Raw genomic sequence first — 22449 nt, 5'->3', positions numbered from 1 at the left:
ACCATGAAGATGAAGATGAAGCTTCTGGACATGACCCTGATCGGCTTGCTCTCCGCCGGCGCGGCCACGCCCGCGCTCGCGCAGAAGACCGGCGTCAATAATCCGAGCCAGAACCGCGCGCCCGACACCCTGGCCCAGCCCAGGCAGGATCTGGGCCGGCGCACCACGCCGGTCCCGGTGGACCTGAGCTCGCTCGACAAGCCGGCGCCGCAGACCGAAGCGACGCAGCCGGTGCCGCGCGCCAAGTGCGAAGGCAGCGAATGCCGCAGCGAGGAAGGCCTGCTGTTCCGAGTGCGAACCCGCGGCGAAGAGAAGCCGGTGGCGCAGGGCGACGATGCGGCGGCGCTGCAAGCCAATCGCCGCGTCGATGTGGTGCACGAGAACCTCGCGCCGGGTGCGGCGAAGATCGCCGGCAAGTTCCAGATCGACCTGCCCAACGGCGGCGTGATCTGGGCGACCGAAGATCCCACGCTCGGCCCGCCGGTGCTCAACGTGCAGGCCGGTTCGACCGCGCCGTTCGAGAACGGCCGCATCACCAAGCCGGTGCGCTTCCACGGCTATACCAACTACGCCTCGTTCATCGACAAGCTGACGGTGACCGTCTACCGCGGCAGCGACACCGATCTGGTGACGCCGCTGGCGACGATCGACCTGCCGGTCGAGAACGTCTCCGAGCAGGAGTGGGACGGCACGCTGCCGTCCAACATCAACCTGTTGGCCGGCGACGAGCTGATCTACATCGCCCGCGCCTACGGCAAGGACGGCGTGTTCGACGAAATCAATCAGCAGCGCATCCAGTTGCTGAAGCCGGAAGAGTACGACCGCGGCGTGCAGATCCAGCGCGAACAAGTGCAGCGCACGCTCGGCCAGCCGATCGACGATCGCGGTGCGCAGGACGTGGCGATCACCAGTTCGATCTACGGCTCCAACGCGATCCGCATCCAGAACATCCCGGTCTACGGCTCGCGCGTGCGCATCTACGGCCGCGACATTCCGCGCGACAGCCAGCTGACGATCAACGACCAGACCTTCCCGATCGACCTGGAACGCAAGTTCGCGGCCGAGTTCCTGGAACCGGTCGGCCCGCACACCTACGCGGTGAAGATCAAGAACCGCGGCGGCGGCGACATCGAGAAGAACCTCGACGTCAACGTGACCGGCAAGTACAGCTTCCTGGTAGCGCTGGCGGACGTGACCCTGTCGGAGAACAACGTCAGCGGCAACATCGAACCGCTGGCCGCGGGCGACCAGGGCCGCTACGACGACAGCTTCATCAGCGAAGGCCGTCTGGCGTTCTATCTGAAGGGCAAGGTGCAGGGCAAGTACCTGATCACCGCCCAGGCCGACACGCGCGAGAACGAAATCAAGCGCATGTTCAACGGCTTCTTCGACGCAGATGCGCAGGACATCTTCCGCCGTCTCGATCCGAACCTGTACTACCCGGTCTACGGCGACGATTCCAACACCTATCGCGACGTAGACACCCAGGGCAAGTTGTACCTGCGCGTGGACTGGGATCAGAACCAGGCGATGTGGGGCAACTTCAACACCGGCATCACCGGCACCGAATACGGCCAGTACAACCGCTCGCTGTACGGCGCGGCGCTGAACTGGCGCAGCCGCAACACCACCGTGCTCGGCGATCCGCGCAGCGAACTCAAGCTGTTCGGCTCCGAAGCGCAGAGCGCGCTCGGCCACACCGAGTTCCTCGGCACCGGCAACAGCGTGTACATGCTGCGCCACACCGACGTCCTGCCGGGCTCGGAAAAGGTCACGGTGGAAATCCGCGACGTCACCACCGGCCGGGTGGAGTCGCGCGTGGACCTCAAGCGCGGCGCCGATTACGAAATGAACGACATGCAGGGTCGCCTCATCCTGACCCGGGCCTTGTCGCAGATCACCCGCGAAAACGTGCGCACCCTGACCCGCGACACGCCGCTGGACGGCTACACGCAGCGCCTGCTGGTCGATTACGAATACGTCCCGGCCGGTTTCCAGACCGACGACGTCAGCGCCGGTTTCCGCGGCAAGCAATGGTTCGGCGATCACTTCGCGGTCGGCGGCACCTACATCGACGAAAACCGCAGCGGCGACGACTACAGCCTCAAGGGCGTGGACCTGACCCTGCAGGCCGGACGCGGCACCTACCTGAAACTGGAGAAGACGCGTACCGAATCCACCGCCGCGCCGATCTGGTATTCGACCAACGGCGGCGTCGATTTCACCCGCATCAACCCGGTCACCGGTGCGCGCAGGGGCGACGCCGACAAGGTCGAAGCGCGCGCCAACTTCAAGGAATTGGGTTGGACCGAGCTCGACTGGAGCGTCGGCGCCTGGTGGCGCGACATCGACGAAGGTTTCTCGATCTCGCGCTACGACAACGGCGAAGCGGTGCAGGAGTACGGCGCGGAGTTCCTCGGCTATTTCACGGAGAACTTCAGCCTGTTCGGCCGACACACCCGTCGCGAACGCGGCGACGAGTCGCTCGAACAAAGCCAGCTGACCGCCGATTGGCGCATCACCAACGACGACCAGCTCGGCGCCGAACTGCGCCGCATCCGCGAAGAGCGCGGCGCGAGTTCGACCTCGACCGCGCCCGACATCGACGCGATGCTGTTCGCGCTCAGCTACCGTCACCGCATCGGCTCGACGCTTGAGTTGTACGCGACCGGGCAATACACGGTCGATGACGACGGCGGCAAGTACGACCGCAACGATCTGCTCACCCTGGGCGCGCGCTACCTGTTCGGCGATCGCTCCAGCGTCGGCGCGGAAGTCAGCAGCGGCAGCCGCGGTCAGGCCGGCAAGCTCGACGCCGAGTATCGCCTCAACACCGATCACACGCTGTACGGCGCCTACACCTTCAGCACCGACAACACCGAGCGCGATCCGCTGTTCGACAACGCCCTGCAGACCGGTTGGACCATCGGCCAGCGCTGGCGCTTGAACAACCAGACCAACCTCTACAACGAGAGCCAGTTCCTCAAGGACCCGCGCGATTCCAGCGAAGGCATCATGCATACCTTCGGCATGGACTTCTATCCGGCCGAAGGCTGGAACCTGGGCTTCACCTTGATGGACGGCGATCTGGAAGCGTCCACCGGCCACGTCGATCGCCGCGCCTACAGCCTCAGCGGCGGCCGCGTCGATCCGCGCACCGACTGGTCGAGCAAGATCGAATACCGCAAGGACAGCGGCGCCGAGCGTCGCGAAGTGTGGGTCACCACCAACCGCCTGTTCTACAAGATCAACGAGGACTGGCGCATCGCCGCGCGCTTCGTCTACTCCGACATCAACGACGAAATCGACGCCAGCCGCGGCGCCAAGACCGTCGAAGGCAACCTGGGCTTCGCCTACCGACCGCACGACAGCTCGCGCTGGGCCGCGTTCGGCAAGTACATCTACTTGTACGATCTGGCCACCATCGGCCAGGAAGGCGGCAACCAGTACGACCAGCGCTCGCAGGTGCTGTCGTTCGAAGGCATCTACCGCATCGACGACAAGTGGGAAGTGGGCGGCAAGGCCGCCAGCCGCTGGGGCGACTACCGCCTCGGCCGCGGCACCGGCCTGTGGCTGGACAGCCGCGCCGACTTCCTCGCCGGGCAAGTGCGATACCACCTGATCGCCAAATGGGACGCCATGGCCGAATACCGCTGGCTGGCGGTGAAGGACGGCGGCGACAAGCGCGGTTGGCTGGTCGGCGTGGACCGTCAGATCGGCGACAACTTCAAGGTCGGCATCGGCTACAACTTCACCGACTTCAGCGATGATTTGACGGATCTGGAGTACGACAACAAGGGGTGGTTCTTGAATTTGGCGGGTTACTACTGATCGGCTGGCGGAGCACATCGCCAACCCAATGAGAAAGGCGCCCTCGCGGCGCCTTTTTTATTGGATATTTACCCTTGAGGTGAGCCAGTCATTGAGGTTTGCATTTTCAGTCAGTTCGATATCCTCACGCTGACGCAATGTGGCTGACGTTTCGTTGACATTGCCCGCTAGTTCAAGGGGTTCGATATCCCAATATAAGTCAAATAGTCTTTCGGAAATTCGCGTAGATAGCACGAGATCGATGCCGGGGGCGCCTTGGTACTCAATCTTTAGATGCATGAGGAATGCAAATTTTGCTCTCGCCGTATAGTCCTTTAAGGTCCATGGAGATTTTCCTCCCTCCGGGCTTTCCCAAAGTTTGCTTTCATTGAGAATGTCGCTCGACAACTCATCCATGCTAGATGTCAATTGTCAGAGTGAGACTTTTGGACGAATTAGATAGTACCTATTTGTCTTCATGTGAGATCAGTATTTCGTGGCCAAAATTAATAGATAGGGTGACTAAGCGAGGCTCGATCACTCTCATCAGTCTGCCAGCTGTGGATGTTGGGTGATAAAGCCTGTTTTCATATCCACGAGTACATTTTTGATTGATCAAGGCCGTGCGGACCTCTGTCTTGTAGCCCGGAGTCATACCTCCTTTGATATTTCCAAGACGGAGAGCGACTGCCGTTTTCGACAGTCGTTGATATTGGATCCTGTCACCTCCCCATAAATCAGTGCCACCCAAAACTAGAGGTCGCCGGGTCGTTGTGAACTCGGAACTCGGCGGGTGTTAGGCCGCCCAGGCTGTCATGGGGAATCTCGCCGTTGTAGTCGCAAAGCCACTGTTCGGTGTGTTCGCGAACCTCGCTCAGGGTTCGAAATACGTGCATGTCCAGCACACCGCGTCGGTAGCTGCCGTTGAAGCGTTCGATAAAACCGTTCTGCATCGGGCGGCCCGGCTCGATGAAGTCCAAGGTGATGCCTTTGCGTTCAGCCCACTCGGCCAGCGCCAACGCGATGAACTCCGGGCCGTTGTCCAAGCGCAACTTGCGGGGATAACCGCGCCAGGCGCCAATGCGTTCCAGGGTGCGGATGACTCGGGTAGCCGGCAGATTCAGATCGACTTCGATCGCCAAGGCTTCGCGACTGAAATCGTCGATGACGTTGAAGGTGCGAAAGCGGCGGCCATCCCACAGTGCGTCGGACATGAAGTCGATCGACCAACTGCCGTTGATCTGCTCGCCGGCTACCAGCGGCAAAGGATGCCGGTTAGGCAGTCGTTTCTTGCCGCTACGTCGGTGATTAAGTTGCATCAGGCAATACACCCGCCACACCCGCTTGTGGTTCCAAGGCTGCCCTCGGCGCCGGATCAACTGGAACAGCTTGTCGAATCCGCGCTCCGGGAACCGCTCAGCCAACTCCGCCAACAACGCAATGACCTGCTCGTCGCGATCCGGGCGCTTTCGATAACGCACCGTCGATCGCGACAGGCCAGTCGCCGTACAAGCCCGGCGCTCGCTCCAACCGTGGTGCTCCATCAACCACGCGGCCAGCGGGCGCTTATGCCCCGAGGCTAGAGCTTTTTTGCGATGACATCCTTCAAGGCATGGTTTTCCATCGCCAGCTCGGCGTACATACGTTTGAGCTTGTTGTGCTCGGCTTCCAGATCCCGCAGCCGTTGCACATCCGCCGCTTCCATCCCGCCGTACTTGGACTTCCACACGTAGTACGTTGCTTCGGAAATGCCCAACTCGCGGCAGACATCCTTGACTTGGCGCCCGCCTTCGACCTGCTTCAGCGCCGTGACGATCTGGCTCTCAGTGAACTTGCTCTTGCGCATTTCAGTCTCCTTTGGGCTATTTTGCCTGGAGACCTCTAGTTATTGCTGGAGTGAGTTTACGGGGAGGTGACAATCCGAGGGGGCTCGCGCAAAAAAAAAGAGCGGAAATTCGAAGGGGGAAGGCCATTCGGCCAGCGGACAGTACACTGACATCGACGCGCTCAACCGACAACATCCGGCGGTGCTGGGCGTTGGGGTGCTTTTTAGCCACTAGAAGAAAGTGGGTATCCCGGTCTTCGTTATGAGATCGAGTCTGATGTTTTCAGAAAAGTTCTCTTGCCTACATGCTCGATTCCGTCACCCTCAAGGTACAGAGCCCCAGTCACTCCCAAGGGCAACTCTTGAATTAACTTCCTCATCGAATCAATTGCCGTAACTGTCAGCGCCACACTTCGCTGATTTACGGGTTCTGCTCTAGGGCGGTCATTAAGCGCATCGTCCAGTGTGCGTGGCACTTCATATCGCAGGATGAATTTATCTCCCACACGAACGCCACGCCCTTGATTAGGAACTCCAACATAGACAGGCCGGCCTGACCTATCTTTCATGACCTCTTCGACGAAAAACTCTGCTTCTAAATTCATAAATCAGCCCCCATTCCTGGTTCGACGCAAGAACTCTGCAGTCTGCTCTGGTGTCATTTTCGGCGCAGCATCAAGAAACATTCTGCGATCATCTGGGGTGCGAATAACACGGGGCAAAGAAGGCAGCCCCATATCATCCAAAATCGCCCTCGCACGATCTACAGGGAAATTGTACGGCGCTCTTTCAGCAAATCCCACTGCATTGGTCAGGACACCAACCTCGCGTTCTTGCACCGCGAACCAATTGCCTCTGGTGAACGTGCCTACTTCTGACCTGCTGCCAAACTGAAGAACTGCTCGCCCACCTTGAGCTCTCGCCTCCAAGCCGAACACCGTGGCTACGTATGGATCTACAGAAGCAGAGACAGCCGTCGCCTGGGCACCCGGCGAACCAACCCATCCTTCCGATGTGCCTCGGAAGAGATAGACGTCTCCATTCAGTTCGATATGACGCGCAATTTCGGCGCGAGAAAGACCGGCTGTCTTGAGAGCCCTTAACTCGCCGAATGATAGTCTCGCTGCGTTTCCGCTGTTTGCAACATCAGGTATCAGCCGACCAGCCGCCCCCGCAGGCATCGCCGCTCCAACAACCCCATTGTAGACTGCATCAAACTTCTCCATGCCGCTCGATGTGTTCCACCACTGCTTCGCCTCTCCAGGGAAGCTGAATAGATTGCCGGCATACTCATATCGTGCGTCCTCATCGAATGTTGTCCTGGCGAAGGACAGCGTTCCAGCCACCGCATCGGCCACGATAGCCAGTGCATGTCCCGACAGGACGTTCGCATCCGCATAATCGAGCGGAGCTCTTTGATTCACGTTATTCGACCATAGCGCGTCGGTGGCAGGATTCTTCCCGCGCATGGTGTTTGCGACATCTGACAGCCATTGAGAGCCAGTCGCCAGCCATTCGCTCATATTCTCCACTGGGAATGTGGTGAAACTCTCCCACGCGGTCAGGCCTTTGGTGCTGCCGATGTCGGCCGCGTTTGTTTTCCCGTATGTTGCCCGCAATGCCGCAGACTGAGCCACCGCGGTTCGATGCTGTTTTCCTGCGGCGAGTGCATCATCCAGGTCTCTGCCGCTCAATCCGGAGTAGCGCGATCCTTCCAGCAACTTTGCTAACTTGGCTTCTTCTGCCATAGCACGCGCTCGCGCCTGTGCCGCGGCAAACTTTCGATCGAAGCTTCGATCGATGCGCGCTTGGCCTCTAGCCAGCGCCGCACCCAGTATCTGCTCGGTCTTCTTCTCCATGCCCCGCATAAGCTTGGCATCAATCTCATCCATCAACTCCGCAGTGCGCGCATCCAGCTTGACTTGCGTGGTCTCCATGCTCCGCTTCAGCCCAGCATCCAACTCGGCCTGGCGCTCTGCCGCGCGATCCGCCTGCCGGCTCTGGATTCCGGCAACTGCCGCGTTGCCCAACGCATTACCAAATGCATCAAGCGCCATCCGCTTGTAGTCGATATCATCATTGAACCCGAAAGTTCGGCGAGTATGAAGCCCAACGATGCCGCCGATCATGCTGTCGGAAAAATCTCCCAGCAGCGAGCCGGTGCCGCCGAACGATTGGGACGCAGGCTGCCCGATCGCGGCGCTGATGCCTGCGGAAGCATATTGAGCCACGGCACTTGCGGCGATGGCGCGCCAGCTGAAGCCATGATCGATGCCGGCTACTTTCTGACCGATGTAATCGGCCGCGGCATTTCCCAGAGCCACCCCCGCCGCTTTCATTGGCGATTGCGCAAGAGCGGATTGCACGCCGCCTACTCCCATCAGATTGCCCACGCCAGCGGTCAAGCCGCCCGCAACGCCGGCAGACAGGGCATTGCGCCAGCTGAAGCTAGTGGCTCCCATCATGCTGCCGACGGCCTGTCCCGCAATGCTTCCCGCGGCGCTTGCGGCTGCGCCGGCCAGCACCGCGGTGCCCAAACTGGGGGCTAGCGCCGCTGTCGCGGTGATGGCCGCGCTCGTTCCGACTGCTCCCAATGTGGCTGCGCTCGCGGCCGTGGCGCTGGTCGCGGCACTCATGGCGCCGACCGTTTGGGCCGTCATCGTGCCCCACGTCGCCACAGTCACCGCGACAGCGACAATGACCATCATGACGATCGCGAAGCCACCGCACCCATCCTTCGGCGGCGGAGCGATATAGGGCAGGTTCGGAGTCGTGGATCCGATTGCTTCGCCAGGGTCGTACGGCTTGAACGTCGAAGCATTGTTCTGGCTGACCACTGCCCGCGGTACGGTCAGCCCCAGCCCGGGAATCAGTTCCTTATTGGGATCGCTCAAGCCGTTGGCCTCGGCGATCAGGTACCACATCAGTTCGCTGCCATAGACCCGCTGCGCCAGTCCGCGCAAGGTTTCGCCGGCCAGGGGCATGACCTTGCCGGCGTTGCCGGCTTCGTAGCCGCCGATGCCGTTGAGGCTCACAAACTGGTTGGTGTAGGCGAAGCTGCCGTCGGACTTTTGGATGCGGGTACCTTGGCGCAGCTCGGCCTGTTGCACGCCGCCGGCATGGATCAGGCGGTAGTTACCCGGGCCGAGGGGTTCGTCCTGGACGAATTGGCCGCTGTCGTTGATGCGGCCTTCGCGCCGTTGCATCACTGAGCCGTCGGCATTATAGGCGTAGTAACGCATGCGGTCGTCCGTGCCGCCGCTGCGCAAGGTGGTGTGCTCGCGCTGGGCGAGCAAGCGGCCGAGAGCGTCGTAGCTAAGGGTGTTGGTGGTGGGCTTGAAGCTGCTGTGGTCGCTGGTACCGCTGGTGGAGGCGAGTTGGTAGTTCTCCCAGCCTTGGTAGGTGTTGGTGTAGGTGTGAATGTATTGGCGGCCGTCGGGTGCCACGCCGTAGACCTTGTAGGTCGTCAGGCGGCCGAGGGAGTCGTGGCCGGTGGCAGTGGCATCTCCAAGGGTGGCGACGTAATGGGTGCTGCCGCGCCACCCCAGCACACCGATATCGTTGCTTTGCCGGTTGCCTGCGTTGTCGGCGGCCGCTGCGATCACCCAATTGCTGTCGCCGGCGGAACCGGCACGTTCCCAGGCGTGCTGCAAGAGCAGGCGGCCATCGATGTCGTAGCTGTAGTTCTCGGCGGCGTACAGCCAGCCGCCGTACTCGTGGAAGCGAACTTCGCCATCCGGCAGGCGCTCTTGATGCACCGCATCGCTGCCGAAGTAGCTGCGCGAATCGGTGAGGCGGTTGTTGGCGTCGTAAGTCATGCGTTTGCGCAAGCCGCCGTTCGATACGATCTCACCGCCACGGATGATTTGCTCGTAGAACTCCTCGGTGCGGTTGCCGCGCAGGTCGTAACTGGAGCGTTCGATCACCGTTTGCAGGATGCCGCTGTCGCTGCTGGTCGTCGGATCCGGTTGCAGGCCGGCGCGCGCCACGACGTTGCCGGCTGCGTCGTAAGTGATTTCGTACGAATTCTCTCCCATCGGCTGCAGGGCGATGCCGCCACCGGAGAGCGTGCCGTTGTTGATCTTGATGCGGTTTTCGGCGTCGTAGGTGTACCAGTAGGTCTTATGCTGGGTTGGGCCAAGGGCGGGAACGCTGGCTGTTGAGGCGACCGCCGCTGGGGACGACTCAGCAGCCATGTCGAACAGCAGCACCCCATCACCGGGAAGGCTGGTCGGATCCTGCGGGTTGCCTGGGTCGCCTGGATTGTTAGTGATGGTGGTGACGTCGACATAGAACGTCATGTCGACATAGGCGCCCTTGCTGTCGGTGGCACGGATGACGACGGTGTATGTGTCGGTCCAGCCGACATTGCTGGTCGCCGGCCTAGCTTCGATGATGTGCTGGCCGTTGCCGTCGATGTAGTGGGTCCAGTCGGTCGGAGTGATCAGTCGGTAGGAAAGCGCATCCCCGTCTGGATCGCGGAAAGTATCGGCGGCGGCGATGTAGCGCTGAACAGTGTAGGGATATTCGATCAGGACGTTCCACTGGGCGTTGGGCGCCTGGCGATTGATGTACGGCGCAAGGTTATGCGTCGGACGGGGAGCCACGTCGATGATGAACTGGGAACTGGAGACGCCCCCGTAGATATCGCTCGAATACAGGGTGACGGTGTAACTGCCCGCAACAGTAGGTGCGCCGCTGACCACGCGGGTGTTGGGATCATAGGTCACGCCGGGCGGCAGGCCGGTGAATGAGTACTTCACCTCGTCGTATTCGGCATCGTAGCGTTCCGGCAGCTGATAGCTCCAGCCGACCGAAACCATCGCGTTCTGATTCGGAATGACGGTCGGTTCCGGTGCGCTGTTGGGGCGCACCCAGATCTGCAGGCTGACCTGACCGACGCCGCCCAGTCCGTCGTCGGCGTAGTAGGTGACAGGATAGGTGCCGGCGACGGTCGGGTTGCCGGTAATCACGCGTGTGGCGGAGTTGAAGCTCAGGCCGGGCGGCAGCTGGCTCAGGCGATAGCTGAGCGTATCCCCGTCCGCGTCGGTGAAAGCGGGCAATTGGTACCAGTAGCCACTGCTGCCGATCACCGCCGGTGGCAATGCCGGCATCGCCGAGGGCGGTTGCGGACGCTGGTTGACTTGGCGCGTAGTCAGGCTCAGCGTCGTGTTGCGACTGGCGCCATTGGTGTCGGTGGCAGTGAAGACGATGGTGTAGATCTGACCGACGGGCGTGCCTTCCGGTGGCCGGCCGGACAGGCTCAGATACGGTTGGCCCAGCACGGTGGTGCGCTGGAAAACCATCCAGGCCGGCAGACCGGTCGCGGACAGGCTGAGGCGGTCGCCGTCGGCGTCGACGAAGGCCTGCGACAACGGCACCGACCAAGTCAGATCGCGATCGGTCAGCAAATACGCTGACGGCAAGGTTCCCGGTCCGGTCGGCGCATTATTCGGCGCCACCACGATCTGGATCGTCTTGACCTCCGATTGTCCCTTATCGTCGGTAGCGCGGACCTGGAAGGTGTACGTGCCGGTCGGTGCGGTGCCGCTTAAGCGCAAGACGGCCTGGGCGCTCTGGTCCCAGTTCAGCCACGACGGCAGTTGCGCGGGGTTGTCCAGGCTCAGGCGCAGGCGGTCGCCGACATCGAGGTCGTAGAAAAAGTCGGTTGCGAGCAGATCCTTGTTCCAGCTGTCGCCGGTCTTGACTTTCAGGGTTTCGACATTGTCGTTGTAGCGACGTGGCGCGACGTTGTCGCGCAGATAGAGGTTGAAGACGATGGATGCGCTCTGTGTGGACGCATTGGTCTCCGACGCGATCAGTTCGATCCGCAGATCCTGATCGGAGGCGTTAGCCGGCGGATTGGCGGTGAACGAGATCCAGCCGGTAGCCGGGTCGCGCTGCACGCTCAGCCATGACGGTAGCGGCTGCTCGTTTTCGAGTGAGATCTGCAGAGTCAGCGGGTCTTGTTCGGCGTCGCGGAACAGGTCGCTGAAGAGCAGTGAGAATTGAGAGCTCATGCCGCGACGGACCGCGCGGTCCGCCGGGGTGAGCAGCGCCTGGGGCGCCGAGTTCGAGTTCGGAATGCCCGGCGCGTCCGGTCCGTAGCTGGCCGTGGCCGAGACGCTGCGGCGGTTGCCGACCGCGTCGTAGGTGTAGCTCAGGTCGAAGATGCGCTTGTTTACGGCCAGATCGTCCTGGACGACGCGCGAGACACGGTTGTTGCTGTCGTACCAGGAACGAGTGATGGTATGCACCGCTTGGCCGCCGCCATCGACGGTATCGACCTCTTCCAGTGTGCGGTTGCCGGCGGCGTCGTACTCGTAGCGGTAAGTCGGATTCGGGCCGTTTTCATAGATCGCCTTGATCCGTCCGCTGGGATAGTAGGTGTAGTAGCGCGCGCCGGCGGGTATCGAATTACCGACCTGGGTCTCCGCGGAGAGTTGGCCGGTGGTGTCGACGTATTCATAGTTCCAGTCGCGCCCGCCGAGATTGTTATGGTCGAGCAAGCGACCATAGACGTCGTAGTCCCAGGTCAGTTCGTCCAGACGCACGGTCTCGCCGTCGCGGTCCTGGACCGCGGCGCCGACGGAACCGTAGTTCTCGGCGATCTTGCGGCCCATGACGTCGTAGCCGTAATTGGTTACCAGTCCGGTTGCGGTTCGTACACGTCCGATCTGATGAGTACTGCTGTAGTCGTAATAGGTGGAATTGCCGAGCGCGTCGGTGACCTTGATGCGGTCGCCGTTCTGGTTCAATACGTAGCTCTGCAGTCGATTGCGGCTGCGCGTGCCGCTGGCGGTGGGCAGCAGGTCGCCGGTTTCGATCAGCCGACCGAGCTGATCGTAGTCGTTGTAGGTGAGATAGCCTGCCGGATTTTGCACGATGCGCTGCTGGCCGAGCGCGTCGTAGGCGTACAGCGTGGTGGACCCGAGCCCGTCGGTGCTGCGCACCTGCTGGCCCACGGCATCGTATTCCTGCATGCGCAGGTTGCCGTTGGCGTCGCGGGTGCCGATCAGGCGGCCTAGTGCGTCGTAATACCACTCGTTGACTGGACGCAACCAGGTGATTGTACCGTTTTCGCCGACCACGGCCACCAGCGGACGCTCGTCGCGGACGACCTGGTTGAGTTCGTTGTAGCGATAGTTGGTGCGGTAGCCACGTGCGTCGACCGCCTCGATCACGTTGCCCCAGCGGTCGCGATACTGCTGGATCGCGGAACTGAGGTTGGGGTCGGTGGTGTGCGAGGGTTGGCGGGTGAGGGTGATGCGGCCCAGTCGATCAGTAGCGTTCCAGGTCACCGCGTCCACGCGTTGCCCGTCGCTGGTGGCCGCGACATGTTGCTCGCGGACTTGGTGGCCGGCGAGGTTGTAGCCGAAATTGCGGGCGCCGAAATTCTCGTTCGAGCGGATCAGGCGGCCGGCCGAGTCGTAGACGTAGTCGAGGCTGCCTTGCAGCAAGCCGTGAGTCTTGCGCACGATCTCGCCGAAGGCGTTGTACTCGACCGTCTGTTGTTGGTCGATGGCGGACCAGGCCTGCAGTACCCGGTATTTTTGCGTTTGTGTCTGCCGTCCCGCCTTGTCGTAGACGTAGTCGGTGTAGGTGGTGCCGCTGAGCCCAGGCTGGGTACTGGTGAAGGCGCTGCGCTGACGCACCACGTGATCGGCTGCGTCGTACTCGCTGTAGCGCGTATCGCCGTTGGCCGCGCCGACCGCGACCGCACGGCCTTGCCAGTCGTAGCGGACGTACTCAAGTTGGTCCTTGGCGTGCGCGGTCACCGTGCCATCGGCGCGCTTGCCGGTGGCGTACTTGCGGGTCAGCAGCAGGTTGCCGAAGGCGTCGTAGCGCATCTCGGTGTAGGGCGAGGCGCTTTCGTACATGTAATCGAGGAAGAGGTCACGTCCGGCAGAATCGGTCAGCAGGCCGAACGTGCCGTCGTTGATCACGCGCCGGTTCGGCTCGGTGACGCTGGTGACGCGGCCGAGCGCGTCGTAGGCCGTGGTGAGTGTGCCGGTATCGTCGATGATCTGGGTGACGCGGTCTTCGCCGTCGTAGCGCAATTGACGCGCGACGTCGCGTACACCGTTGCTGCCATCGATGCGCTGGAAGTGGCGCACCGAAGTTTCGCTGGTCTTGCGGCCGATGGCGTCGTAGCTCCAGCGGGTGAGGCGGTCATAGCCGCTGATCGCGTCACCGGCGATCGGCGCGGCAGGCGCGGCGTCGGTAGTGAGGTTGCCGGTGAAAATCGCCTTGGCGTATTCGATGCACTCCACGGCTTCGCCGTTGGCGTTGTAACTCACCCGAGTGACGTAGCCTTCCGCGTCCACGCTCATGGTCTTGCGGCCGACCGCGTCGTAGTAGAGATAGGCATCGGCCCAGCGCGCGTCGGAGCCGCCGGCGGTGCCTTCCAGCAGGGTCGATTCCCTCACCTTCTGACCGTAAGCGTCGTAAGCCATGCGCACGGTCGGCGTACCGGTGGCGGCGGCGCCGGCCGAGGTGTAATACGCGACTTGCGATTGCTCGACCTGGATCGTCAGGCCGCGCTGATCGTAGCGAGTGGTCAGGATGCGGTCGGTCGCGGACGTGGCGGACGCAGCCTGCGCCTGCGCCAGCGAGATCGGTTGGCCCTCGCTCCAGCCCGACAGCGCGGCGACGTTAAAGCGCTGCGCATAGCGGCGCAGTTGGGTCTGTTGGCCGAAGCCATCATGGGTGTAGCCGGTGACGTAGCCTTCCTGGTCGATCTCGAACGCGAGTTGGCCCAAGCCGTCATAGACCTTGTAGCTGTAATAACCGCGGGTGTCCTTCTGCACCACGGCGCGGCCGAGCGCGTCGTAGCTCACCTCCAGGGTCGGCTGCGCGCCCGTGGCGACCAACTGGTCGGTGGTCGGATCGATGCGTCCGGCATCGGGAAAGATGGTACGAATCTGATGGCCGCGGTTGTCGTAGACGTAACGGGTGACGCGCGACTGCGCGGTGTCGGCGTTCTCGGTCCGGCTGAGCACGTTGCCGAGCGCGTCGTAGGCGGTGCGGGTGACGATGCGGACGGTGCGCACGCTCTGCGCGCCGGCGGCGTCGGCGCTGCCAATGCTGACTTCGGGGCTGAACTCGGCGACGCGGCGGCCAGCGAGATCGTAGTCGTAGTTCCAGACGTGGCCGTTGGCGTTGGTATGGCTGCGCAACTGGCCGAGATTGTCGTAGCTGTAGCGGCGGACCTGGTTGAGCGAGTCCGTGACGGTGAGCGTGCGGCCCATGGCGTCGTAGGTGGTGGTGGTCTTGCGCACATCGGCGATACCAGCGACAACGGCCGCCACCGCGGCTTCGGTCATCACGGTGTCGACGGGAATGTAGGCGCCGTATTGGCGCGATTCGGCAACGCGTCCGGCACCGTCATAACGCTGTTCGGCGACTGCGCCGAGATCGTCGACGCTGAAGCGCAGGCGGCCCGCGGAGTCGTAGACGTAGCGGGTCTGGCGATTGCGGTCGGGCGCGAACAGGCCGCCCAGGGTCAAGGCGGCGTTGACGTCGTCGACCGTGGCGCCGGCGCCGAAGGCGACCGGGCTGCCGTAGCGCGTGGTCAGGACAACTCGGTTCGCGCCGTCGTAGCGCCGCTCGTCAACCGTGTAAAGGCCTACGCCGCTTTGGACAAGGCCGGTCTGGGTCAGGGTAAAGCGCTCGCGGCCTGCAGCATCGTAGGCGCGCCGGGTTAGCGTGTCGGTAATCTCGTTCTGCGGTGTGACCGCGGCGAGCTCGGCATAGCTGGCCGTCCCCGCGGTCAGCTTGGCTCGTAGCGTGGCGGAGATCGTTGCGGTTTGGCTGCGATGACGTTCCTGGACGAGATGCCCGGCGGCATCGTAGGTACGCACGGCGACGTAACCGGCAGCGTCGACGACGGCCGCGAGGCGGCCAGCGCTGTCGTAGACACGGTATTCACGCAAGTCTCGAGCGTCATCGGCGGTCGCGGCGAGACGGTCGCGGAGGGTGATGAAGGCGGCGGTGTCTCCGGCGATCAGCTGTGGCTTGAACGGCGCGTCGAAAACGACGGGGACGACATAGGCGCGGGTTCCGGCGACGCGGCCGGCGGCGTCGTACAAGGTTTCCACGACGCTGCCGTTGGCGTCGACCGCGTAACGGGCGCGGCCAGCACCGTCATAGCTGGTATAGGTCACCTGGTCGGTGGCGTTGTCGACAACGGTGACGTCGACGACGTCCTGCGGCGATGCGGTGCCCGCGATCAGCTTGGCGCGGATCGTCGGATTGAACTGAGCCGCATGCGTGTAGCGCTTGTGCACGACCATGCGCCCGGCGCGGTCGTAGACGTAGGAAATCACGGTGCCGGCATTGTCGACCGTGGTGCGCAGTTCGCCGGCGGCGGTGTAGACCTGATAGGTGATCCGGTCGGCGGCGTCGTTGCGCAGCGGCGCAAGATCGAATTCGCCCGGCAGTGCCGTGCCGGCGAACATCTTGCCGACCCGGGCCTGACTGAAGTCCGGCCACAGCGCGGCGTAATCGCGGATCGCCGAGACCCGGCCGGCGGCGTCGTACACGTATTCCTGCACCGTGCCCATCCCGGTGAGCACCAGTGCAATGCGTCCGTCGCGGTCGTAGACCGTGTAGTTCGCCGGATCGAGCGCATTCCAGTTGATCCGCGCATCCAGCTCGACGATGGTGGTGGTGTCGGTCAACGTGGAGGCGTTGGTGGCGACGATGAAAGTGCGGCTGGCTACCACTCGTCCAACCTGGTCGTACCAGTTGCGCTTCATCACCCCGAGCGGATCGACCGTGTACATCAACTGCCCGGCTTGGTCGTAATAGAACCGCGTGACATTGCCGGTGCCGTCGGTATGCCGGATCAGATTGTCTTCGGCGTCGTAGGCATAGGCGGTAACCAGATTCAGCCCGTCCGGGTCCACCCGCTCCGCGACGCGCCGGCCGAGGGCGTCGTAGTCGTACTGCACGGTGCGCGCTGCGGCGGTGCCGGCGCCCTCGGTCATGCGGATCTGCCGACCCTGGGCGTCGTAGCTGTAGGTGGTTCGCAGGTTCAGCCCGGTCGGATCCTGCGCGGTCTGGACCAGCCGGCCTTCGCGATCATACGTGTAGGCGATGACGCGACCGCTGGCGTCGACGGTTTCGGTCTGGCGACCCTGGCCGTCGTAGCGATAGGCCGTGGTCAGCGCCAGTCCGGCGGGGTCCTCGATTCGCTGCAGCAGTCGGCCGGCGGCGTCGTAGCGCAGTTCCACCCGGCGTCCGCTGCCGTCGACAGTGGCGGCCAGCAAGCCGCGCGTGTCGTACTCGTTACCAGCGGTGCGACCCACCGGATCGGTGCTGGAGATCAGGTGACCGTCGCGATCGTAGACGTAGGTCGTCTCGGCGAACGTACCGCCTGGTAGCGGCGCGGTCACCTTGATCCGCTGGCCGTGGCGGTCATAGCTGGTCTTGACCGCCACGCCCTCCGGTGTGGTGACCGTGGTGGTGCGATTGGTGGTGTCGTAGACGCTGGTGGTGGCGCGGCCTAACGCGTCGGTGACGCTGAGCACGCGGCCGTAGGCGTCGTAAGCCGTGGTCGTGACTTGTTCGCGATTGAGCACGGTCTGGCGCGAGGTCAACTGGCGACCGAGGCGGTCGTAGCTGTAGAGCGTGGGCACGCCGCGCGCATCGGTGGCTCGCACGATCCGGCCGAAGGCGTCGTAGGTTGCGCTGGTCGAGCGGGCCAGCGGGGTGCCGACGCCTTCGCGGTGAGCGATGGCCAGGCCGCGACGGTCGTAGTCGGTCTCCACCGTGGAGGCCGCACCGGGGTTGAGGATCGCTTCGCGGATGCGCTCGGCGAACGCGTTGTACGTGTACTGGCGCAGTTGCCCTTCGGCCTCGGTGACGGTGGCGAGCTGGCCGCGCTGGGTATAGGTGTAGCTGCGGCGGCTGTCGCTGGCGGCGAGGTAGGTCAGGGCGGCGATCGCGCTGGCCGCGCTGTCGCGGCTGCCGGCGGTGGCCAGGGCGATGCGGCCGGTGTAGGCGGTGGTGTCGCGCACTTCGCCGAAAGCGTCGTAACGGGTCTCCAGGACCTCGCCCTGACTGTTGGCCACACCGCTGGCGTTGGCTACGCCCTTGACCACATAGGTGGACCGGCCGGCGGTGTCGTAGAAGTACCAGGTCTTGTTGCCGGCGGCGTCGATGCTTTCGATACGCTCGCCGAGGCTGTTATAGCTGTGAGTGACGCCGTACTGGCTGTAGACGGCATCGAGCTGGGCTTCGGTCATGCCGGCGGTCAGGTTGGTCGCGCCTTCGCCGCTCAACTCGCCGATCAGTTCGCCGAAGACGTTGTAGCGCAGGCGATTTTCCCGTACTTCGCTGGTGTCGGCGGCCGCTTCGGTGCGAAGCAGGCGGCCCTGCGCATCGTAGGTATAGCGGGTGACGGTGCCTTCGGCGTTCTTCTGCGTGGTCAGCTGGCCGAGGCTGTCGTAGCTGCGACGCGTTTCGCGCACGGCTCCGGCAACGGCGGTGTTGTGCAGGCTGGTGAGCGTTTCCGAGCCGGTCAGACCGGTGAGCTGATTGGCGTAGGCCAGCACGCCGCGTTCGTTGCGCGCTTCGTCGAAGACGTACTCGGTAAGATAACCTTCGGCATCGAGCTGGCCGACGATGTTGTTGCGGCCGTCGTAGAACCAGCGCGTCAGCTGGTCGTCCGCTGCCGTGGCCGGGCGCAGTTGCGCAAGCGTGCCGTCGGCTCGTTGTGCGGACGCGGTCGCGGTCGCATAGGCCTTGCTGGCGATGCGGCGGCCGAGCAGGTCGTAGCTGTATTCGGTCAGGTAGCCTTCGGCATCGAGCTGGCCGGTCTGGCGGCCTTCGATATCGTAGAAGTAACGAACGACCCGTGAATTCCCGGCCGCGTCCTGGGCCTTGGCCTGCAACAAGCGCCCGGCGCCGTCGTAGCTGTATTGCGTGGTCGCACCGTCCGTGCCGGATTTTTCGCTGAGCAAACGGCCCAAGGCGTCGTAGCTGCGGGTCGTCACGCGATCGTCCGCCGAAATGGCCGGCCGTATCGCCGCGACCGTGGCCGGTACCACCGCGCCTGATGCCACCCAGGCGCTGGTATTCACCAGCGTTGCATACGATTTGGTTTGAACGATCCGGCCCAGGTTGTCGCGGACATATTCGACGACCGCGCCGACCTCATCCACCTGCGCGGCCAGTTGGCCTTCTTCGTCGTAGAAGAAATAGGTCCGCGCGCCTCCGGCGTTTTCGCTTGCACGGACACGGCCGGCGGTGTCGTAGTAGTTTTTCGAAATCGCGCGGGTACCGCCACCGCTGAGTGCCGATTCACTGACGCTGACCAGTTGCCCGGCAGCGTTGCGTACTTCGATCCTGAGCAGATCGTTGCCGATCGCACCGTCGTTGACGATGCCGCCTTCCATGACGGTCCTTACGCTGGCGCCGGAGTCCTGGTAGGTCCATTTCGAGGTGATGCGCCGCAGCTCTTCGGTGCCATTACCGACTTTTTCCGTGACGACCTCCGATACGACGCGGTCCATGCCGTCGTACAGATATGTCGTGGTCTGGGTGACGTCCCGACCGTCATTGGCCGCCGTGGTCGAACTGCGCATCACCCGGCGCTGTGTGAGCAGGCCTTGCGCGTCGTATAGATATTGGACGATTTCGGCCGAGTCGTTTTCCACACCGTTGCCGGACGCGTCGACTTGCGCGTACGCCGTGGTTCCCGAAAGCCGGCCCTTGTTGTTGTAGACCGACGATACCAGCGTGCTTTGTGCCCGCTGTGTCGGCGTGGCCCAGGCGACCAACGCGGCCAGGGTCATGGCGCCGGCATAGCTCGCGGCGAGATATTGCCTAGATTTCGCGACCTGGCCGGCACCGGCGCCAACGGTCTCGTATTCGTATTCGCGCACAGCACCGAGCGCATCGACGACGAAGCGGACGCGGTCCTGCGCGTCGTACAGATAAGAGGTGGTCGCACCCGCGGTTGGGGATTGCGCGCCGAGTTCACGGTCCGCGTCCAGGCCGCTGTAAATGGTTTCGCTGGCCAGCTGGTTATTGGCGGTGTAAGTCCGTTGGACCGCCGTGGCCGCGGTGCCGATTGCAGGATCGACCGTCTGCCACTGCCACAGAACATTGCCCGAGGTGTCGTACTGGTAGACGCTCTCGCTGAGCGTCGTGCCGCCGCGCAGTGTCTTGACGCGGGTGATATTGCCGTCGCTGTCGTAGGAATATTGAGTCAGGTCGCGCAAGCCCGAACTCGCCGGGGAGCGGACCTCGGTGATCTGTCCGGCCGCGTCGTACACATAGATGTAGGACCGACCGGTCGAATCGGCGACCTCGGTGCTGCGATTGGCGTCGTCGTAGGTGAACGTCAGGGTCTGGCCCTGTCCGTCCGCATCGTTGGTGTTGGTGTCGCCGCGGGTCAGCGTCTTAACGCGGCCCTGGGCGTCGTAGGTATAGCTGACGATAGTGCCGTCGCTCTGGCGAACTTGACTCAGACGCAGGCTGCTCGCATCGACATAGGTATAGACGGTCTGGAAGCGGTAGCCATCGTTGTTGGAAGCCGTACCGGCGTCCCAACTGTCGCGATCGCCGGCCGCGTCGGCAGGCGTCAGATCGACCAGTACCGAACTCAATCGGCCGGCGGCATCGTAGCCATAGCTAACCTGCTCATTGACGACGCCGTTGATGCGCGTGGACAGCGTGCTCAGCCGGCCGTTGGCGTCATAACCGAATAACAACGCTTCCTGCGGGCCGCCTTCGACCGCCTGGACTTCGCTGACACGGTTGCCGGAGTCGTAGAGAACGTTCCAGGTGGTCTGCGATGCGCCGTCGGACTTCAGTTCGCGAATGCGCGTCAGCCGGCCCTTCAATGTCGCATCGGCGTGGTTGGCGTACAGTTCCTCGCGCCGGGAGCTGCCCTCGACCCAGGTCCAGACGCTGCTGGTCCCATTCCAGGTAAGCGTGTCGTGCGCGCCGTCGCCGGTCACCGAGCGGTAGACATTGGCGCTCACGTAGACGAAGTCCTGATAGGACCCGTCGCCGACGTGGCGGCGCATGACGCTGCCAGCCACATTCAGGCTGCCCGAGAGCAGTTCGACGCGCCGCTCGAAGCCGGTGATCCAGGCATCGCCGCCGACCTGCGACAACTGGCCCAGGCTGTTGTAGGTGCGCACCGCGGCCAGGGTCGTGCCGCGGAACAGGAGCTGCTCGTCCTGACTGCGCAATATCAGGTTGCCGGTGGCGATGTTGACGTGCTGGGTATTGCGCCCCTGATTGATCTGGGCGTTGCCGCCCAAACCCATCCCGAGCTGGCTCATCGAGCCGTTGAACAAGCCCAGACCGCTTCCTGAAACGATTCCCGTCATCGCGAATTCCCCAAATACAGCACCGCGCCAGTGGCGGTCTCTAACTACTTCTCTGGGGTTTCGAAAATTTATTTAGGACTGTATTTTTATGATTTATTCGGCATTCAGTATTTGAGGCATGTAAAACCGGGCCTGTGATATTGGTCGGAGCTTTCATTGACATCGGCGATTTTGACGGGATAGCGTGGCCGCCCTTCGAGCCTTCGTCGTGGCCATGATCCGCTGCGATGAATCGTCCGGCCCGGCCGGAACGGCTCGCGATATCGCAAGGAGGTTTCCGATGGCGGAAGATATGGATGCGCGTATCGCGCAGTTGCGCGATTTTTTCCGGCACGATCCGGACAACGCCGATCTGGCGTGCGCTCTGGCCGACGCGTTGTGCGCGCGCGCGGACTATGCCGCCGCCGACGCGGTCCTGGGCGGATTGTCCGTCGAATCGGCTGTTGACTCGGGCGTGCGGTTTCGCGCCGCCAGGCTGGCTCTGATCAGCGGCAGGTACGAGGCGGCCGAAGCCGGCTATCGACAACTGCTGGCGTCAGGTGACGATAGTTTGGCGGTTCTGCACGATCTGGCCTTCAGCCAACTGTGCCTGCGGCGTCTTGATGCCGCCCACGCGAGTATCGATCAGGCTCTGCTGCGGTTCGGCCGCGAACCGGTCTTGCTGATACTGAAGGCGCGCACCTTCGCCATATCGGGAGAATACGACGCGGGGATCGCGCTGTTGGACGAAGCGACGACGGCGGCGCCTGAAGATGCTTCGGCTCATGGGGTGCGGGCGCTGACGTTGTTCGACGCGGGTCATCAGGATCTTGCCGAAACCGCCGCCGCAACCGCTTTGGCGCTCGATCCCGGCCAGCATGAAGCCTTGTTGGTCGCTGGCACGCAGTCGTTGTGGCGCGCTGAGCTGGATCTCGCTCATGCTCGTTTGCAAGAGGCATTGCGGCTTCATCCGAACTCGGGGCGCGCGCTTTCCGGCTACGGGCAGTTGCAAATGCTTCAACGCGATCTGCCGGCGGCGCGGGTCACTGTCGAGAACGCCGTGCGGGCGATGCCGGATCATATCGGCACTTGGCACGCGCTGGCCTGGGCGCAGCTATTGCAAGGCGATCAGGACGCTGCGCTGGCGAGTTATCGCGGCGCCTACGAGGTCGATCGCAACTTTGCCGATACCCACGGCGGGTTGGCGTTGATTTCGGTGCTACGAGGCGATCACGCCGGAGCCGAACTCGAACTCAAGCGCGCTCAACGATTGGATGCGAACTCGCCGACCGCGCGCTACGCGCAGTCGTTGCTGCTGCAGGCGCGGGGGGACGAGGCGGGTGCCGAGGCATTGCTCGACGGTCTGCTGCAAGACAAAGCCGTGCCGGCGCGCGAGTTCGCCCGCCAGCTGAAGCTGCGTTTGCAGTCCGGCGAAGGCCGGCGCTAAGAGCTCACGCAAATAGCGAAAAATCCAGTTCGTACGAC

The 22449-nt window shown here is 63.1% G+C and carries 6 protein-coding genes; 2 read left to right on the top strand and 4 right to left on the bottom strand.

What is annotated here, in order from left to right; genetic code table 11:
• Positions 1-3: 3 nt before the first annotated feature.
• The gene (locus tag LG3211_RS16780; protein WP_148648975.1) at positions 4-3831 is read left to right on the top strand and encodes an OmpA family protein; all 3828 of its coding nucleotides are present in this window, start codon (positions 4-6) and stop codon (positions 3829-3831) included.
• 57 nt (positions 3832-3888) lie between these two features.
• Here LG3211_RS16780 and LG3211_RS25855 read toward each other — a convergent pair whose 3' ends face one another.
• The 4 genes from LG3211_RS25855 to LG3211_RS16765 form a co-directional block, all read right to left on the bottom strand.
• Positions 3889-4227 carry a hypothetical protein gene (locus LG3211_RS25855; RefSeq protein ID WP_148648974.1) on the bottom strand — a complete coding sequence of 113 codons (339 nt, stop codon included), beginning with the start codon at positions 4225-4227 and terminating at the stop codon, positions 3889-3891.
• Positions 4228-4547: 320 nt separating this feature from the next.
• Positions 4548-5656 (bottom strand): IS3 family transposase gene (locus LG3211_RS25000; protein WP_148648973.1). Its coding sequence is split into 2 segments (ribosomal slippage): positions 4548-5395 and positions 5395-5656, totalling 1110 coding nucleotides; the frame shifts between segments, so codons are not numbered across the junction.
• Between the two features lie 239 nt (positions 5657-5895).
• Positions 5896-6240, bottom strand: a complete 345-nt coding sequence (locus LG3211_RS25850; RefSeq protein WP_148648972.1) for a hypothetical protein — start codon at positions 6238-6240, stop codon at positions 5896-5898.
• Between the two features lie 3 nt (positions 6241-6243).
• Entirely contained in the window at positions 6244-20985 is a 14742-nt protein-coding gene (locus LG3211_RS16765; RefSeq protein ID WP_083512610.1) for a putative Ig domain-containing protein, read from the bottom strand.
• A 280-nt stretch (positions 20986-21265) separates the two neighbouring features.
• On the opposite strand from LG3211_RS16765, the gene LG3211_RS16760 reads away from it, so the two are divergent.
• A complete protein-coding gene (locus LG3211_RS16760; protein ID WP_057943832.1) occupies positions 21266-22411 on the top strand; it encodes a tetratricopeptide repeat protein in 1146 nt (381 codons plus the stop codon).
• Positions 22412-22449: the final 38 nt, after the last annotated feature.

Source organism: Lysobacter gummosus (assembly GCF_001442805.1).
Taxonomy (GTDB): domain Bacteria; phylum Pseudomonadota; class Gammaproteobacteria; order Xanthomonadales; family Xanthomonadaceae; genus Lysobacter; species Lysobacter gummosus.
The sequence above is the reverse complement of the archived record's forward strand: the minus strand, read 5'-3'. Positions and strand labels throughout refer to the sequence as shown.

Excerpts from the sequence above, each read along its gene's own strand:
- LG3211_RS16780 (WP_148648975.1), top strand. The coding sequence starts at position 4 with ATGAAGATGAAGATGAAGCTTCTGGACATGACCCTGATCGGCTTGCTC.
- LG3211_RS25855 (WP_148648974.1), bottom strand. The coding sequence starts at position 4,227 with ATGGATGAGTTGTCGAGCGACATTCTCAATGAAAGCAAACTTTGGGAA.
- LG3211_RS16765 (WP_083512610.1), bottom strand. The coding sequence starts at position 20,985 with ATGACGGGAATCGTTTCAGGAAGCGGTCTGGGCTTGTTCAACGGCTCG.
- LG3211_RS25850 (WP_148648972.1), bottom strand. The coding sequence starts at position 6,240 with ATGAATTTAGAAGCAGAGTTTTTCGTCGAAGAGGTCATGAAAGATAGG.
- LG3211_RS16760 (WP_057943832.1), top strand. The coding sequence starts at position 21,266 with ATGGCGGAAGATATGGATGCGCGTATCGCGCAGTTGCGCGATTTTTTC.